Raw genomic sequence first — 13,270 nt, forward strand, 5'->3', positions numbered from 1 at the left:
GACATCGGTGGGAACATATCGTATGTTTAGCGGGGCGATGATGATACTGATTGTTCAAGGATGGCTGCATAACGATCGGCTACATTGGTACGCGAAGCGCTAACATGGCGGCGCATCAGCAGCTCCGCCAATTCCGCATCCCCCGCTTCAATGGCGTCCACAATACGATGGTGTTCAACAAAGGCGCGCTGAGGCCGGGCGCCGCTGGCACTAAACTGGGTACGATACAGCCGCACAAGGTAGTAAAGGTCATCGCACAGCAGATTCATCAACATTTTGTTGTGGCTGCCCTGAACGATGCAGTAGTGAAAATCGAGATCACCTTCGCGCTGGTAGTAGGCTTCTCCGCGCTGTAAGTCTGCCTGGCCTTCATGCAGTGCCAGCACGTCTCGTAACCCCTGCACCTCTTCAGCTGACATATGCTCCGCCGCCAGCCGGGCGGCCATACTCTCCAATGCTTCACGCAGGTCGAAGAGTTCCAACAGCTCTTTCATCGACAGTTGCACCACCCGCGCCCCCACATGAGGCACACGTTGAATCAAACGGTGCGCCTCCAATCGACGCATCGCCTCGCGTAGCGGCCCCCGCGAAATACCGTAGGTTTTAGACAGCCCAGGCTCGGTAATTTTACTGCCTGGCGCGAGCTCGCCACGCACAATGGCGTCCTGCAACTGGTGAAATACTTTTTCGGCGAGGGTACGCACTTCAGGAGTAGTGCTCTCTGAAGCGCTGTTAACGGAAGTTACGCGAGGAAACGTATCCGCTTGAGGCGCGGCCGCTTCAACATTGGCACCTTCAGATAAAGGGTCAGACGTAGTGGTCGAGCTAGAAACGGGGGTTGCCATAATTAATTGTCGACAATTGAAAATTCATCAAACTCTAGCGCGTGCCAATTGAACCGTCAACCGGACAAGTTAGTCTCTTTTATACGCCTTTCGTTGTATTAATCACTATATCTAGACGTAGCCTGTCAACAATCTCTCTGTTCACACGCTCTTTTTACGCTGCGTGAAAAAGCCGTCCAAGCCTGATGCTGGTGTCGCTGTCTACACCGCTTTAAAATAACCCGCTTTTATTCCCGGCTAGGCGTTTGCTTAATGATCAAGGCGTTGACGATAACTGCCCTGCCCTATTCCCCCGATCCGCTGGGAATATTCGCCTGCCTTCGTGACAGGCCCGGTGCCGTACTATTGGATAGTGGACGCCCCATTGCCACCGGTCGCTTTGACATTCTCAGCAGTGATCCGCTAGCGACGCTAAACGTTACGTGCGATGGCAAGGTACAGCTGAGCGCCGAGTCTCTGACCACTCCTAGTCACCTAGCTAATGATGCGTATGCTCTGCAACAATGGCTACTGGATCAGCTCGGCTCCACCACCATCACCAGCGACTTACCTTTCTTGGGCGGACTGATGGGGTACTGGAGTTACGACTTAGGCCGTGATGAACTACCTATCCCCAGGAACAGCACCCATGCCCTTGCGTTACCACAGGCACGCTTAGGGCTTTACGACTGGTGTATAACCCTGGATCACATTGCCCAACAGGCCTGGCTGATCGCCACGCCTCAACGTCGTGTGCAAGTCGAAGCGTGGCTTGCCAAGGGGCCCGCCCAACCTCGCGACTTTTCGTTGGCGAGTACTTTTCAAGCCGAGCTTAGCCAAGCTCAATACACTGCGCGCTTTAATGCCGTTCAACGCTATATTCGCGCAGGCGATTGCTATCAAATCAATTTGGCTCAGCGTTTCTATGCTGATTACCAAGGCGATGAGTGGCAGGCCTATCTGCAGTTGCGCCAAGCCACCCCCACCCCATTTTCGGGATTTATGCAGTGGGACGACAAAGCTGTGCTATCGCTTTCGCCCGAGCGCTTTATTCAATGTCGTAATGGCGAGGTCGAGGCACGCCCCATTAAAGGCACCCGTCCGCGCGGAAAAACATATGAAGAGGATCAGGCGCTGGCTGAGCAACTAATGACTAGCCGAAAAGATCGTGCTGAGAATGTCATGATTGTCGATCTACTACGCAACGATCTGGGCCGGGTATGCAAAACCGGCTCTATCCGTGTTCCTCAACTTTGCCGCTTAGAAAGTTATCCCAACGTGCACCATTTGGTGAGTGTGGTTCAGGGCACGTTGGCCGAGAGCGAGACCCCGTTAGGCCTCTTCAAGGCCGCTTTTCCCGGTGGTTCGATCACTGGCGCGCCTAAAATACGCGCCATGCAAATCATTGATGAGCTGGAACCCTGCCAGCGTAGCGTTTACTGCGGCAGCTTGGGCTATATCGACTGGCGCGGCAGCATGGATACCTCCATCGCTATTCGCACCATGGTGGCTGAAGCGGGCAGACTGCATGTATGGGGGGGCGGAGGCTTGGTGGCAGACTCGCTTGGCGAGGAGGAGTACACCGAAACAATCGATAAGATTCGCCATCTAATTGGCGCTTTGGAATAAGCAGAGGCAGTTATAAATCAAAAAGGAATATAAAAGCCTAACTAAACGGTATTGGGGAGTCAGGGCTTGGGTTTGATAGCCTATAGGTATGATTCTACACCTGAACAGGAGGCAGCATGTCCTCAGCGCTTGAAGCCATTAATCGCGACTTTGCCAACGACCCCCAGGGCTTGATTAAGTGGGCACTGGACCAGGGGTCACGGCCTATTTGCACGACTAACTTTCGCCCCTTTGAGGCGGTGATTTTGCATATGGTGAGTCAGGTCCGGCCGGATATCCCAATCGTGTGGATGGATAGCGGCTATAACACCGAAGCGACGTATCAATTCGCCGACGAGGTGATTAAACAGCTCGACCTGAACATTATAAGCTTTGTGCCCCGTCGCACTCGCGCTCACCGCGAAGCACTGGAAGGCGCCATGCCCGGGATCGACGACCCTCGCCACGCAGCGTTTACTCAGGAAGTGAAAATAGAGCCTTTTGAGCGCGCGCTGAACGACATGCAGCCCGATGTATGGTTTACCGCGCTACGCGCAGAAGATACCCCCGAGCGCGCCAAAATGCAGCCGGTGAGCCGCAACAGCGATGGCTTACTGAAAGTAGCTCCGCTGCTGCAGTGGAGCGCCAAGGATATGTACCAATACCTACAGGCACATAACCTACCCAACAACTTTGACTACTTTGACCCAACCAAGGTGGAAGAGAAACGCGAGTGCGGGCTGCACTTGCAACATTAAGAACACGTCGTTTTTGATTAATATTCAGGCAGGTCTAAATCATCGAACAACGGATGTTCATGACGCGGGCCTGCCATTAACGCCTCATCGACGCGGTCACGGGTTAAATGCGGCGCAAAACGCTCTAAGAAATCGTACATGTAGCCACGCATAAAAGTGCCACGACGAATGCCTATTTTGGTCGTCGAGCTGGCAAACAGATGACTTGCATCCAGTGCTACCAAATCATCGTCTAGCGCTTCATCGACCGCCATGTGCGCCACTATTCCCACTCCCATACCCAGCCGCACATAGGTTTTAATGACATCGGCATCGGCAGCGGTAAGCACGACATTAGGCGTTAACCCTTTTGCTTTAAACGCATCATCTAACTGAGATCGACCGGTAAATCCAAATACGTAGGTGACTAGTGGGTGTTTGCCGAGAGCTTCAAGCGTCAGCGGGCCTTTGTGAGTAGCCAAAGGATGACCTTTGGGCACCATCACGCAGCGGTTCCAGCGATAACACGGCAACAATACTAAATCAGTAAATAGCTCCAGCGATTCAGTGGCGATCGCGAAATCCGCCTGACCTTCGCTGACCATCTGGGCAATTTGCTTGGGGGTTCCCTGCTGCATATGCAGGGCCACATCCGGATACTTTAGCGTAAATTCACTGATAATAGGCGGCAGCGCGTAACGCGCTTGAGTGTGTGTGGTGGCAATGGCCAAACTGCCGCGCCGCTCATCGCTGTGCTCCTGGGACACCTGCTTGATGTTATCGGTAAGGCGCAACACTTGCCCCGCCAGTTCTATAATCGCTTGCCCGGCAGGTGTAACACGGGTCAGATGCTTACCACTGCGAGCAAAAATTTCTACGCCAAGCTCGTCTTCCAATAAGCGAATCTGTTTGGAAATCCCCGGCTGTGAGGTAAATAGGCTTTGCGCGGTGGCTGAGACATTCAGATTATGTCGATTGACTTCCCAAATATAGCGTAGCTGTTGTAGCTTCATATCCTCACCTTCTTTATTGTCTATGCAGGTCGCGCCTTGAAGCACATCATGGGGTTGCTATCGCCGTTCGTCTAATAGGCAGAGTGGCTTGTATCAATCCATGCAGCACCAGATAGAATAAAAAACAAACCAATAATACTTTTATATTATAAAAAATTCTTCCTACCAGCACCCTTTAATTTCTGCAAATAACCTACATCTCTACATCTGAAATTTGCCAGCAACCTTCCCGCCCGCTAACATCTCACCCACGACTTGGCGCGGTGAGCGTTACAGCGCGGTGGAAGAGCGCTTGTGAACCGCGTAATGACCGTTGCTACATTTGAGGCAACGACACAGTAAGAGCAACGCAAACGGGAGAAGCAAATGGCTAATAATGTTGATGTCACCAACGCCAATTTTGAGCAAGAAGTCCTCAACGCTGAACAGCCTGTGCTTATGAAATTTTGGGCGCCCTGGTGTGGCCCATGCAAAGTCATGGCCCCGGTTGTTGATGAAGTAGCTGCGGAACGTCAGGAAAGCTTGAAAGTGGTCAGTGTTAACGTAGACGACGCCCCTGAAATTGCTGCCGAGCAAGGCGTGCGCGGGGTACCTACCGTCATGCTGTTTAAATCAGGCACCAAAGTCGCCTCGCTGGTGGGCGCCCAATCTAAATCTCAACTAACACAGTTCATCGAACAAAACGCTTGATGAATGAGCCTGACATAGGCAACAGCCGCCGACATTGTCGGCGGTAACATGCTTGTTTACTTCCATTTCTATCGTTTTTGGCTAACGGATACGCTTCCAAGGTGGCAAGCGTGCATCACTCGTCCGGCTATTTTGCAGGCGCCGCCGACCTGGCCCTAACAAACGAGCGATCCAGCGAGTTTGCGGGTGACTGTCCAGAGCGATTTTAAGTGTCATGGTCAGCACGACCGACAGTAGCATTCCTGCCGCACCAAATATCCATCCCCATACTACCAACGATAAAAATGCCACAAAAGTGGAAAGCCCTAATGCCTGCCCCATTACTCTCGGCTCAATCAAATTACCGAGCACAAAGTTGATCACCAGATAGGCAGAAGCCAGCAGCAACGCGTCAAACGGACCGCCATCATTCGCAATCAGCAGCAACAGCACAGGGGGTATTGCGGCCAACGCAGAGCCAATATTGGGAATAAAGTTTAGCGCAAACGCCAACACGCCCCACAGCAACGGAAACTCGACCCCAATGAGCAAACACGAGAGCCAAACCAGCACCCCTGTCGCAAGACTGATCACTGTCTTCACTGCAAGATAGCGCTTCAGCGTCAGGCTAAACTCACTAAACCGTTTTAAACTAGGCGCCGGGTTTTCTAACGCACGTGAGATTTTTTCACGCACGTTAAGCGTCTCAAACAGCATGAAAATTACCAACAAACCCACAATAACGCTCTGCATGAAAAGGTTACCTAACTGCCCCAATAACGCTGGCATCCAGGAACCTTCATCCTCCATTTCGAACAGTGAATTGATCTGATCAGGATTGATCGCCAAGCCCCGTGACGAAAGCGCATTAAGCAAATTCCAGTATTGCTCATAAAGACGTGACTCAATTTCCGGCAACGCCGTCACAAAGGTACTAAAGCTATTGACCACCAGTAGGCCAATCAGCGAAATGAAGGCCAGCATCACCATTAATGTTAACAGTGCCGACATACGCATGCTTAAGCCGCAGCGATGCAACCATTGCACCGGGGAGGTACATACCACCGCAATAAAAATCGCAATCAGCAGCGGCACCAGTAAATCAGACCCCACCTTCATTCCTGCAATAATCACCACCAACGCGGCAAGCGCTAGCGTAGCGTTGAGGGGGATACTGCGGTAATCCTCATCCGACAATTTCTTCATAACTCCGTCCCTAGCCTGTTATCAAATCATGGTGGCTGCGTACATCATATTGCACAAACCGTGCAAACAATCAGCAACTCTTTTACGTTTGTCCTTCCTTGCTGAACTTTCTTTTCTAGCACGCTTCCAATACATCGAGCTAAGCGTTTAAAACAGCTTTTAAAGCAATAGCTTAAAGCAATATTTTTAAAGCAAGAATTTATCGTGATACTCAACAGCAATGCCCTAAGGTAGTGTCGTCAAGCAATGGCTTGGGCATCACTGCCAAGCCACTAATGTTAACTCAGTGGCGTATCAGCCATCTCATTCAGGAAACAATTTATGCAAACTAAATCACTAAGAACTCAACGACTGAGCTTTCAACGCCTCGGCTATGGCCTATTAGGCGGCGCGTTATTGACCTTGCTCTGCGTACCGCTATCATACGCCTCGCCTCACCCTCCTAAATCGCCCAGCCTGTTCGTTCAAGCGCAGTCATGGGTGGAAGTAGAACCCGACAAAGCCACGCTTAACGCCCGTCTGTGGGAAAACACCCCCGCCCTTTCCACACTGGAAGAGAGCGATAGTAGCGCACTTAGCGATGCTCGCGAGCGTTTGGAAACCCGTGCCAGCCAGCTAATTGAACAGATGGAAACGACCGGGCTTGAGCGCAGCGCCATTGATGCAGGCTCGTTAAATGTCTATCCCGAACATATTCAAGGCCCCCGCAACGAAGACGGTGAGCATGAAACGCTTCAACGCACCCGTTTAGAGCGCCCCATTACCGTCGAGCTAACCGATCTTAGCCAATTGAGTGAAGTATTAGACGCCTTGATTGCGGCCGGAGTTAATGCGCTGGACGGCGTGCAATTCGACCTACAAGACCGCGACGCGGCGAGCGATGAAGCATTGGCTAAAGCATTAGAAAAAGCTCAGCACAAAGCCAACCTGATGGCCAGCACCCTGAGTACCGAACTGGGATCTGTGCAGCGCATAGAAGAGACCCAGCCAGCGGTATTCCAACCCCGTATGATGTCGATGCGCGCAGAAAGCGACACTGCAGGCGCTAGCCAATCCGGTGCCGCCAGTGATTACAACCCCGGCACCATCCGTATCGATGCCGGGGTTAGCGTTGAGTGGTCGCTTAAAGAGCCAGACGCTCCACACCACCCAGATAGCGACGTAGCGGCTCAGGAATAATTACCGAGCCATCCGCCTGCTGGTGGTTTTCAAGCACCGCCAGCAGGCAACGCCCCACTGCCAGGCCTGAACCGTTCAAAGTATGCAGTAACTGCGGCTTTTTGGACTCAGGATGGCGATAACGTGCCTGCATGCGTCGCGCCTGGAAATCCTCGCAATTTGAGACAGACGAAATCTCTCGATACGTCTCCTGGCTGGGCAGCCACACCTCTAAATCGTAGGTTTTCGCCGCTCCAAAGCCCATATCACCCGTGCACAGCGTGACGACTCGATAAGGCAGTTCCAAGGCCTGTAGAATCGCCTCGGCATGACCACGCATTTCCTCCAGCGCTTCATAGCTCGCCTGCGGCTCCACAATCTGCACCATTTCGACCTTATCAAACTGATGCTGACGGATCATACCGCGAGTATCACGGCCATACGCGCCCGCCTCCGAGCGGAAACAGGGCGTATGCGCGGTAAGCTTCATCGGTAGTGCTGCCTGTTCGACGATTTCATCACGGACAAAGTTGGTTAGCGGCACTTCTGAGGTGGGGATCAGGTGATACTCACGCTCATCGTCCAGCTTGAACAAGTCTTCGCCAAACTTTGGAAGCTGGCCGGTACCCATGAGCGATTCACGGTTGACCATATACGGCACATAGCACTCTTCGTAGCCATGCTGCTCGGTTTGGGTATCGAGCATAAACTGCGCCAGTGCCCGGTGCAGACGTGCGATTGGCCCACGCATCACGGCAAAACGAGCACCGGTGATTTTCGCCGCCAGCTCAAAATCGAGGTAACCCGACTTCTTACCCAAGTCGACGTGGTCCAGCACCTCAAAATCAAATTCCCGCGGCGTACCCCAGCGGTGCAGCTCGACATTGTCGGCTTCGCTTTTGCCTTCCGGGACACTGTCATGGGGCAAGTTGGGAATACCACTAATGGCATCGTCCCACTCTTCCTGCACCTCGGCCAGCTCACTCTTCGCTTTATCCAGGCGATCGCCTAAATCACTCACTTCATCCAGCAGCGGCTGAATATCTTCGCCGTTAGCCTTAGCTTTACCAATCGCCTTAGAGCGCATATTGCGCTCGTTTTGCAGCTGCTCGGTTTGCGTTTGCAGCTCACGGCGGCGCGACTCAAGCGACTGTAGCTCCGCCTTATCAAGCACAAAGCCCCGGCGGGCCAGTTGTTGAGCAACCGTGTCAAGATCACCGCGCAGCAGTTTCGGATCGAGCATGAATCCTGTCCTTTGGCTTGAAAACAATAAGAACAACGCGCCATCGCGCGTGCACAAAAACGCTATTGTAGGCAAAAGCGCGGCGAGGAGCCATGGGCGGTGTTAGGAAGCCCTCGTTTAGTCTTGCTAAAAGGTTGAATCAGCAAATTATTTTACAGTGTCCCCTCTCGAGTAGCGATGCTGGGCGGCCTCTACCGCGGATGGGCTTGCCCTAATACTCTCGTTAGCATCACTTTCAAATCGCATATGGCCATCAGTTCCATTTCTAAGATCTAAAGCATGCGCTATTACCACTCTGCATATCCATCCCAGCCCATTCACCAAAAGTGATAAAGTGCCCGACGATTCGACTGGCGAATCACCAAATAATAGGTTTTCACACTTTTGGACAGGAGAAAGGCAGTGCAGGAAACAGCAAAGCAAGGAAAGTTTGCCTGGTGGCGACAAATTGAACTATGGAAGAAGATTCTCGCTGGCTTGGCGTTGGGTATTTTAGCAGGTGCGCTATTAGGTGAGACTGCCAGCGTGTTTAAACCCCTGGGCGATATTTTTATTAACGCCATTATGATGCTGATTGTGCCACTGGTGTTTTCTACCCTGGTGGTGGGTATTACCTCTATGCGCGACCCACAGAAAATGGGCCGTATTGGCGCACGTACGATTACACTTTATTTGGTGACTACCGCCTTCGCTATTTCCATCGGCCTGGTACTTTCCACCCTGCTACAACCGGGTATTGGCGTTGATTTAAGTTTCGACGCTGAAGTGGCCGCTAACGAAGCGCCATCACTGGTCTCTATTCTGGTTAACTTAGTACCACGCAACCCGCTGGACGCCCTGGCCAACGGCAACATTATGCAGATCATTGTGTTTGCCATTGGTTTGGGTATTTCGCTGACGCTGATTGGCGATAAAGGCGAACCGGTAATGAAGATATTCGACAGCTTTGCAGAGGCTATGTACAAACTCACCGGCATTGTGATGGCCTTTGCGCCCTTCGGCGTATTTGGCTTAATCGCCCACGTGTCTGGACAGTACGGTTTAGAAATATTGCTTCCGCTGGCTAAGCTGATTGGCGTTGCGTACCTGGCCAGCATTCTCCACGTGCTGGTGATCTACTCAGGTTTTATCTCACTATTGGGACGGCTAAACCCCATGCGCTATTTGCAGGGCAGCCTGGACGCTATTGTAGTGGCGTTCTCGTCGGCGTCTTCTGCAGGTACTCTGCCGATCTCTATTCGCTGTGCACAGAAGAACCTGGGCGTTTCCGAGGGGGTATCGGGGTTTGTGCTGCCGGTAGGCGCCACCATCAATATGGACGGCACCGCACTTTATCAGGGCGTGGTAGTGCTATTCATTGCCCAAATGACCGGCACTGATTTGAGCATGATGGATTACGGCATGATCGTCGTCACCGGCACGTTAGCCTCCATTGGTACCGCAGGGGTGCCGGGTGCAGGCTTGATTATGCTCTCGATTGTAATGGCACAAGTTGGTCTCCCGTTGGAAGCCATCGCCGTGGTTGCGGGGATTGATAGGATTCTTGATATGGCACGCACCAGCGTCAACGTTGCGGGCGACTTAATGGTCACCACGTTGGTAGGAAAAAGCGAGGGTGAACTCAACGAGGGAGTTTATAATCGTCACTAATTTTAATACTAGCATTTATAGCATGTGAAGGAGCGCAGTTCATTTTTGCGATCAGTAACCATTCCTCCACAAAACTTCATTCGCACAACGATGGCAACGCCCCATGTTTAATTGGGGCTAAGTTGGCAATATGCCTAGTATCGCTATTGGCAATCCTATCTACACATCCAAGCCTAGTAATAAATAAAAGTTCAAAATAATCATAAAAACTTCTATTTGTCATCTAATCTGGATCTAAAGTTGAACGGCTAATGTGTGCCCCATGATTCAGTTCAAAATCACTAAGCCATCTACCTATTGTGGGAGGTCGCCTAAGTGATAGTTCGCACTCCGGCGAAAGGTATCGCAGGCTTACTCTCAAGGCTGTAGGCTGGCAACCTAAAACGTCATGAGCTAAAGCCACCCTAAAGCCACCTCCCACAGGTCAGCAATCAGACTGTCAGACTGTCAGACTGTCAGACTGTCAGACTGTCAGACTGTCAGAAACAATTTCATACGGAATGAAGAAGAGCTATAAAAAATCTCGCCACTATCAGTTTATATAAGTACCTCCATTAATATTAATCGTTTCTCCCGTGATAAAGGAGGACATATTAGATGCAAGAAAAAGCACCGCATCCGCAACATCTTGAGGCACACCTAATCTATTCAAAGGAATATTCGATAGCACTTTTTCAAAGTACTCATCGGTCCATTGATGAATCATATCAGTTTCAATCGGGCCAGGACTAACGCCATTAACGTTGATGTTATATCTTGCCATCTCCAGCGCGAGATGTTTTGTCAAGTAATCAATACCTGCTTTAGATGCGCCGTAAGAAGGAGCGGCATTCTTATGGCCCGACTTAGCAGTGGTAGAGCTGACGTTAACAACTTTACCACAATTTCTTTTAACCATATGAGACAACACTGCCTTGCTGAAATAAAAATTTCCATTTAAATTAACATCGACCACGTGGTGCCAATCTTCTAACGCAACATCTAGGGTAGCGCTGCGCATATTAATGCCAGCATTATTTACTAATATATCAATCTTACCATAGTATTCTACTGTTTCCTTTGAAACCTCTTCTGCGGTTTCTGGCTTTGTAACATCTCCAGCAAAAACCAGGCATTTCCTTCCCTTTTTTTCAACTTCGCTGCAAACTTCATTTAACAGCTTTAAATTTGTACCAACAATAGCTAAAGAGGCTCCATTCTCAGCCAGCGTAAGAGCAATACTCCTGCCTATTCCTCTACTAGCACCCGTTACGATCGCTACCTTATCAGCTAACATCATCGCCATTAACCTCAAAAATGAATTCAATTATTAATTGATAGTTTATTACATCAACAAGTCCGGTAGGAATGTTACAATTTCAGGGAAGACAATAATACTAAGTATAGAAACAAGGTAAATAACAACAAAAATGACGATATGCTTCATCATTTTCAATACGTTTGTATTAGCTATTTTTGCTGACAATAAAGTAGACAATCCATAAGGTGGCGTTACCGTACCCAAACGAATAGCCATCACCGTCACAATACCTGCAACGACCGGGTCAACGCCTAACTCGCGTATCACAGGAACAGACATAGGCACAAAAATCAGCATGGCAGAATTTGGCTCCATAAAAGTGCCCAGGATAAAATACAGCAACACAAGCACTAACAAAAAAGTAAAAGAATTAAAATCATTTTCAATAATGAAATTAATGACCGGATCGAGCGCTTGGTAATACGACAGCACCCAAGATAAAAAAGAAGCAGCGGCGATTAGTATATAAATAGACGCTGAATCTGTAACAGCTCTATGCATAACTTCTCTATAGTTTTTAAAACTTCTTTCTTTTTTAATGAAGAAGGCCACAACAAATACATAGACCACGGCAATAGCGGCGGCTTCCGTTGCCGTAAATACACCTGCCATTATGCCCACTATGACAATTAAAAACAAACTAACAGGAAAAATGCTTTTCTTTAGCGCCAATCGTTTAGAAAGCTTGTCATCCTCACTTAAACCAAGGAGTTCATTACTAACAGGCCCAACATTATTCTTATGAGCATAGTAGTATGCGTAAAACATTTGGGTTGCACCAATCAGCACCCCTGGAATAATCCCTGCTATAAACAAGGAAGCGACAGATGTCTGAGACAAAGCACCGTACACTATTAATAGAATACTAGGAGGTATTATCGATCCAATAGTAGAAGAAGCAGCGGTTATTGTTGCTGCAAACTCTTTGCTGTAACCTGCTTTCACCATGGCAGGTATTAAAATTCGACCCAACGATGCTACGTCTGCTACTGAAGACCCCGATATAGCGCCAAAAAACACACTCGTTACAATGTTTATATGAGCCAGGCTTCCCTTCAAGTTACCCACCAGAGCCTTGGATATATAGATTAAGTCATCTGTTACTTTTGTAAGATTAAGCAAGGCACCGCAAAAAATAAAGAGCGGAATCGCTAGCAATGTAAAGCTTGAAAAAGACTCAATCATAACGGAGCTAGCTTGAGTCAAGCTTACGAGCGGTTCGAAGATAATGGGGATGGCTGCGGCGATAACTATGCTGAACGCAACGGGAACACCAATCAATAAGCAAATAAGGAAAACAGAAATAATGGTCAGTAAAATCATTTACTTTTAACCTCTTTCTTGTGTTTCTTAAAAAATAAGCCCTTTGCGTTGAGCAGATGAAAGTAAACCATGAATATCGAGCCTACCAAAAATGCCGAATAATAATAAATCAAAGAAGGCTGCGTAGTAAGAAATCGGATCGATACTAATTCCGACCTATTCAATCCTGACTTAAAAGCGGCAACGCCAATAAAAACCAGTATTACAATCCCCACAAGCGTCAGAAGGTAGACGATGATATCTCTTATCTTCGCCCCTCTTTCACTCAAATAATCCGAAAGTATATCAATCTCTAAATGTGCCTTTTCCTTTACTGCTATTGCAGACCCCAAAAAAACAAGCCACAGTAAAGAAAATTTCCTTAACACCTCTAGTTCCGGGATTGAATAAGAGAAAACATACCTTGTGACTACCCCAGTAAACAATGTTACTGAAATCAGCACCAGCATGAACATACCAATCAAGGATACCGACTTCAGAAGGACAGAATTAAATTTTTCAGGCCACATATTACAACCTCAAAGAGTTACTGCCCTAAA

At 49.3% G+C, this 13,270-nt stretch carries 12 protein-coding genes; 5 read left to right on the plus strand and 7 right to left on the minus strand.

The window, feature by feature from the left end; translation table 11 throughout:
- Nucleotides 1-26 precede the first annotated feature (26 nt).
- Nucleotides 27-845: a GntR family transcriptional regulator gene (locus ACFFLD_RS03145; RefSeq protein ID WP_386035467.1), complete on the minus strand. Its 819-nt coding sequence runs from the start codon at nucleotides 843-845 to the stop codon at nucleotides 27-29.
- A gap of 252 nt (nucleotides 846-1,097) precedes the next feature.
- On the opposite strand from ACFFLD_RS03145, the gene pabB reads away from it, so the two are divergent.
- Entirely contained in the window at nucleotides 1,098-2,453 is a 1,356-nt protein-coding gene (pabB, locus tag ACFFLD_RS03150; protein WP_386035470.1) for an aminodeoxychorismate synthase component I, read from the plus strand.
- A 116-nt stretch (nucleotides 2,454-2,569) separates the two neighbouring features.
- The gene (locus ACFFLD_RS03155; protein ID WP_386035473.1) at nucleotides 2,570-3,190 is read left to right on the plus strand and encodes a phosphoadenosine phosphosulfate reductase domain-containing protein; all 621 of its coding nucleotides are present in this window, start codon (nucleotides 2,570-2,572) and stop codon (nucleotides 3,188-3,190) included.
- Nucleotides 3,191-3,207: 17 nt separating this feature from the next.
- Here ACFFLD_RS03155 and cysB read toward each other — a convergent pair whose 3' ends face one another.
- Entirely contained in the window at nucleotides 3,208-4,182 is a 975-nt protein-coding gene (gene cysB / locus ACFFLD_RS03160; protein WP_386035476.1) for an HTH-type transcriptional regulator CysB, read from the minus strand.
- Between the two features lie 366 nt (nucleotides 4,183-4,548).
- Between cysB and trxA the strand changes: the two genes are divergently transcribed.
- Entirely contained in the window at nucleotides 4,549-4,872 is a 324-nt protein-coding gene (gene trxA, locus ACFFLD_RS03165; protein ID WP_007113240.1) for a thioredoxin, read from the plus strand.
- Between the two features lie 81 nt (nucleotides 4,873-4,953).
- On the opposite strand, the gene ACFFLD_RS03170 is transcribed toward trxA, so the two are convergent.
- A complete protein-coding gene (locus ACFFLD_RS03170; RefSeq protein WP_386035481.1) occupies nucleotides 4,954-6,057 on the minus strand; it encodes an AI-2E family transporter in 1,104 nt (367 codons plus the stop codon).
- 321 nt (nucleotides 6,058-6,378) lie between these two features.
- Between ACFFLD_RS03170 and ACFFLD_RS03175 the strand changes: the two genes are divergently transcribed.
- Nucleotides 6,379-7,236, plus strand: a complete 858-nt coding sequence (locus tag ACFFLD_RS03175; protein ID WP_386035484.1) for an SIMPL domain-containing protein — start codon at nucleotides 6,379-6,381, stop codon at nucleotides 7,234-7,236.
- Here the strand turns inward: ACFFLD_RS03175 and serS are convergent.
- On the minus strand, nucleotides 7,181-8,458 hold the full coding sequence (gene serS, locus ACFFLD_RS03180; RefSeq protein ID WP_386035487.1) for a serine--tRNA ligase: 1,278 nt from the start codon (nucleotides 8,456-8,458) through the stop codon (nucleotides 7,181-7,183). The genes ACFFLD_RS03175 and serS overlap by 56 nt on opposite strands.
- Nucleotides 8,459-8,860: 402 nt before the next feature.
- On the opposite strand from serS, the gene ACFFLD_RS03185 reads away from it, so the two are divergent.
- Complete coding sequence (locus tag ACFFLD_RS03185; protein WP_386035489.1) at nucleotides 8,861-10,108, plus strand: dicarboxylate/amino acid:cation symporter; 1,248 nt, start codon at nucleotides 8,861-8,863, stop codon at nucleotides 10,106-10,108.
- Between the two features lie 532 nt (nucleotides 10,109-10,640).
- Here the strand turns inward: ACFFLD_RS03185 and ACFFLD_RS03190 are convergent.
- Genes ACFFLD_RS03190 through ACFFLD_RS03200 form a run of 3 tightly spaced genes read right to left on the minus strand, consistent with a single transcriptional unit; the run spans nucleotide 10,641 to nucleotide 13,240 of the window.
- A complete protein-coding gene (locus ACFFLD_RS03190) occupies nucleotides 10,641-11,393 on the minus strand; it encodes an SDR family NAD(P)-dependent oxidoreductase (RefSeq protein ID WP_386035492.1) in 753 nt (250 codons plus the stop codon).
- 39 nt (nucleotides 11,394-11,432) lie between these two features.
- Nucleotides 11,433-12,731 (minus strand): TRAP transporter large permease, encoded by a 1,299-nt coding sequence (locus ACFFLD_RS03195; protein ID WP_386035495.1) that lies wholly within the window; start codon nucleotides 12,729-12,731, stop codon nucleotides 11,433-11,435.
- A complete protein-coding gene (locus ACFFLD_RS03200) occupies nucleotides 12,728-13,240 on the minus strand; it encodes a TRAP transporter small permease (RefSeq protein ID WP_386035498.1) in 513 nt (170 codons plus the stop codon). The genes ACFFLD_RS03195 and ACFFLD_RS03200 overlap by 4 nt, the downstream gene beginning before the upstream one ends.
- Between the last annotated feature and the right edge of the window lie 30 nt (nucleotides 13,241-13,270).

The sequence above is a fragment of the Vreelandella sulfidaeris genome, assembly GCF_042429665.1.
Classification (GTDB): Bacteria; Pseudomonadota; Gammaproteobacteria; order Pseudomonadales; family Halomonadaceae; genus Vreelandella.

Coding starts and splice junctions, on each gene's coding strand:
- ACFFLD_RS03170 (WP_386035481.1), bottom strand. CDS start 6,057: ATGAAGAAATTGTCGGATGAGGATTACCGCAGTATCCCCCTCAACGCT.
- ACFFLD_RS03200 (WP_386035498.1), bottom strand. CDS start 13,240: ATGTGGCCTGAAAAATTTAATTCTGTCCTTCTGAAGTCGGTATCCTTG.
- ACFFLD_RS03155 (WP_386035473.1), top strand. CDS start 2,570: ATGTCCTCAGCGCTTGAAGCCATTAATCGCGACTTTGCCAACGACCCC.
- ACFFLD_RS03195 (WP_386035495.1), bottom strand. CDS start 12,731: ATGATTTTACTGACCATTATTTCTGTTTTCCTTATTTGCTTATTGATT.
- trxA (WP_007113240.1), top strand. CDS start 4,549: ATGGCTAATAATGTTGATGTCACCAACGCCAATTTTGAGCAAGAAGTC.
- ACFFLD_RS03190 (WP_386035492.1), bottom strand. CDS start 11,393: ATGGCGATGATGTTAGCTGATAAGGTAGCGATCGTAACGGGTGCTAGT.
- ACFFLD_RS03175 (WP_386035484.1), top strand. CDS start 6,379: ATGCAAACTAAATCACTAAGAACTCAACGACTGAGCTTTCAACGCCTC.
- cysB (WP_386035476.1), bottom strand. CDS start 4,182: ATGAAGCTACAACAGCTACGCTATATTTGGGAAGTCAATCGACATAAT.
- pabB (WP_386035470.1), top strand. CDS start 1,098: ATGATCAAGGCGTTGACGATAACTGCCCTGCCCTATTCCCCCGATCCG.
- serS (WP_386035487.1), bottom strand. CDS start 8,458: ATGCTCGATCCGAAACTGCTGCGCGGTGATCTTGACACGGTTGCTCAA.
- ACFFLD_RS03145 (WP_386035467.1), bottom strand. CDS start 845: ATGGCAACCCCCGTTTCTAGCTCGACCACTACGTCTGACCCTTTATCT.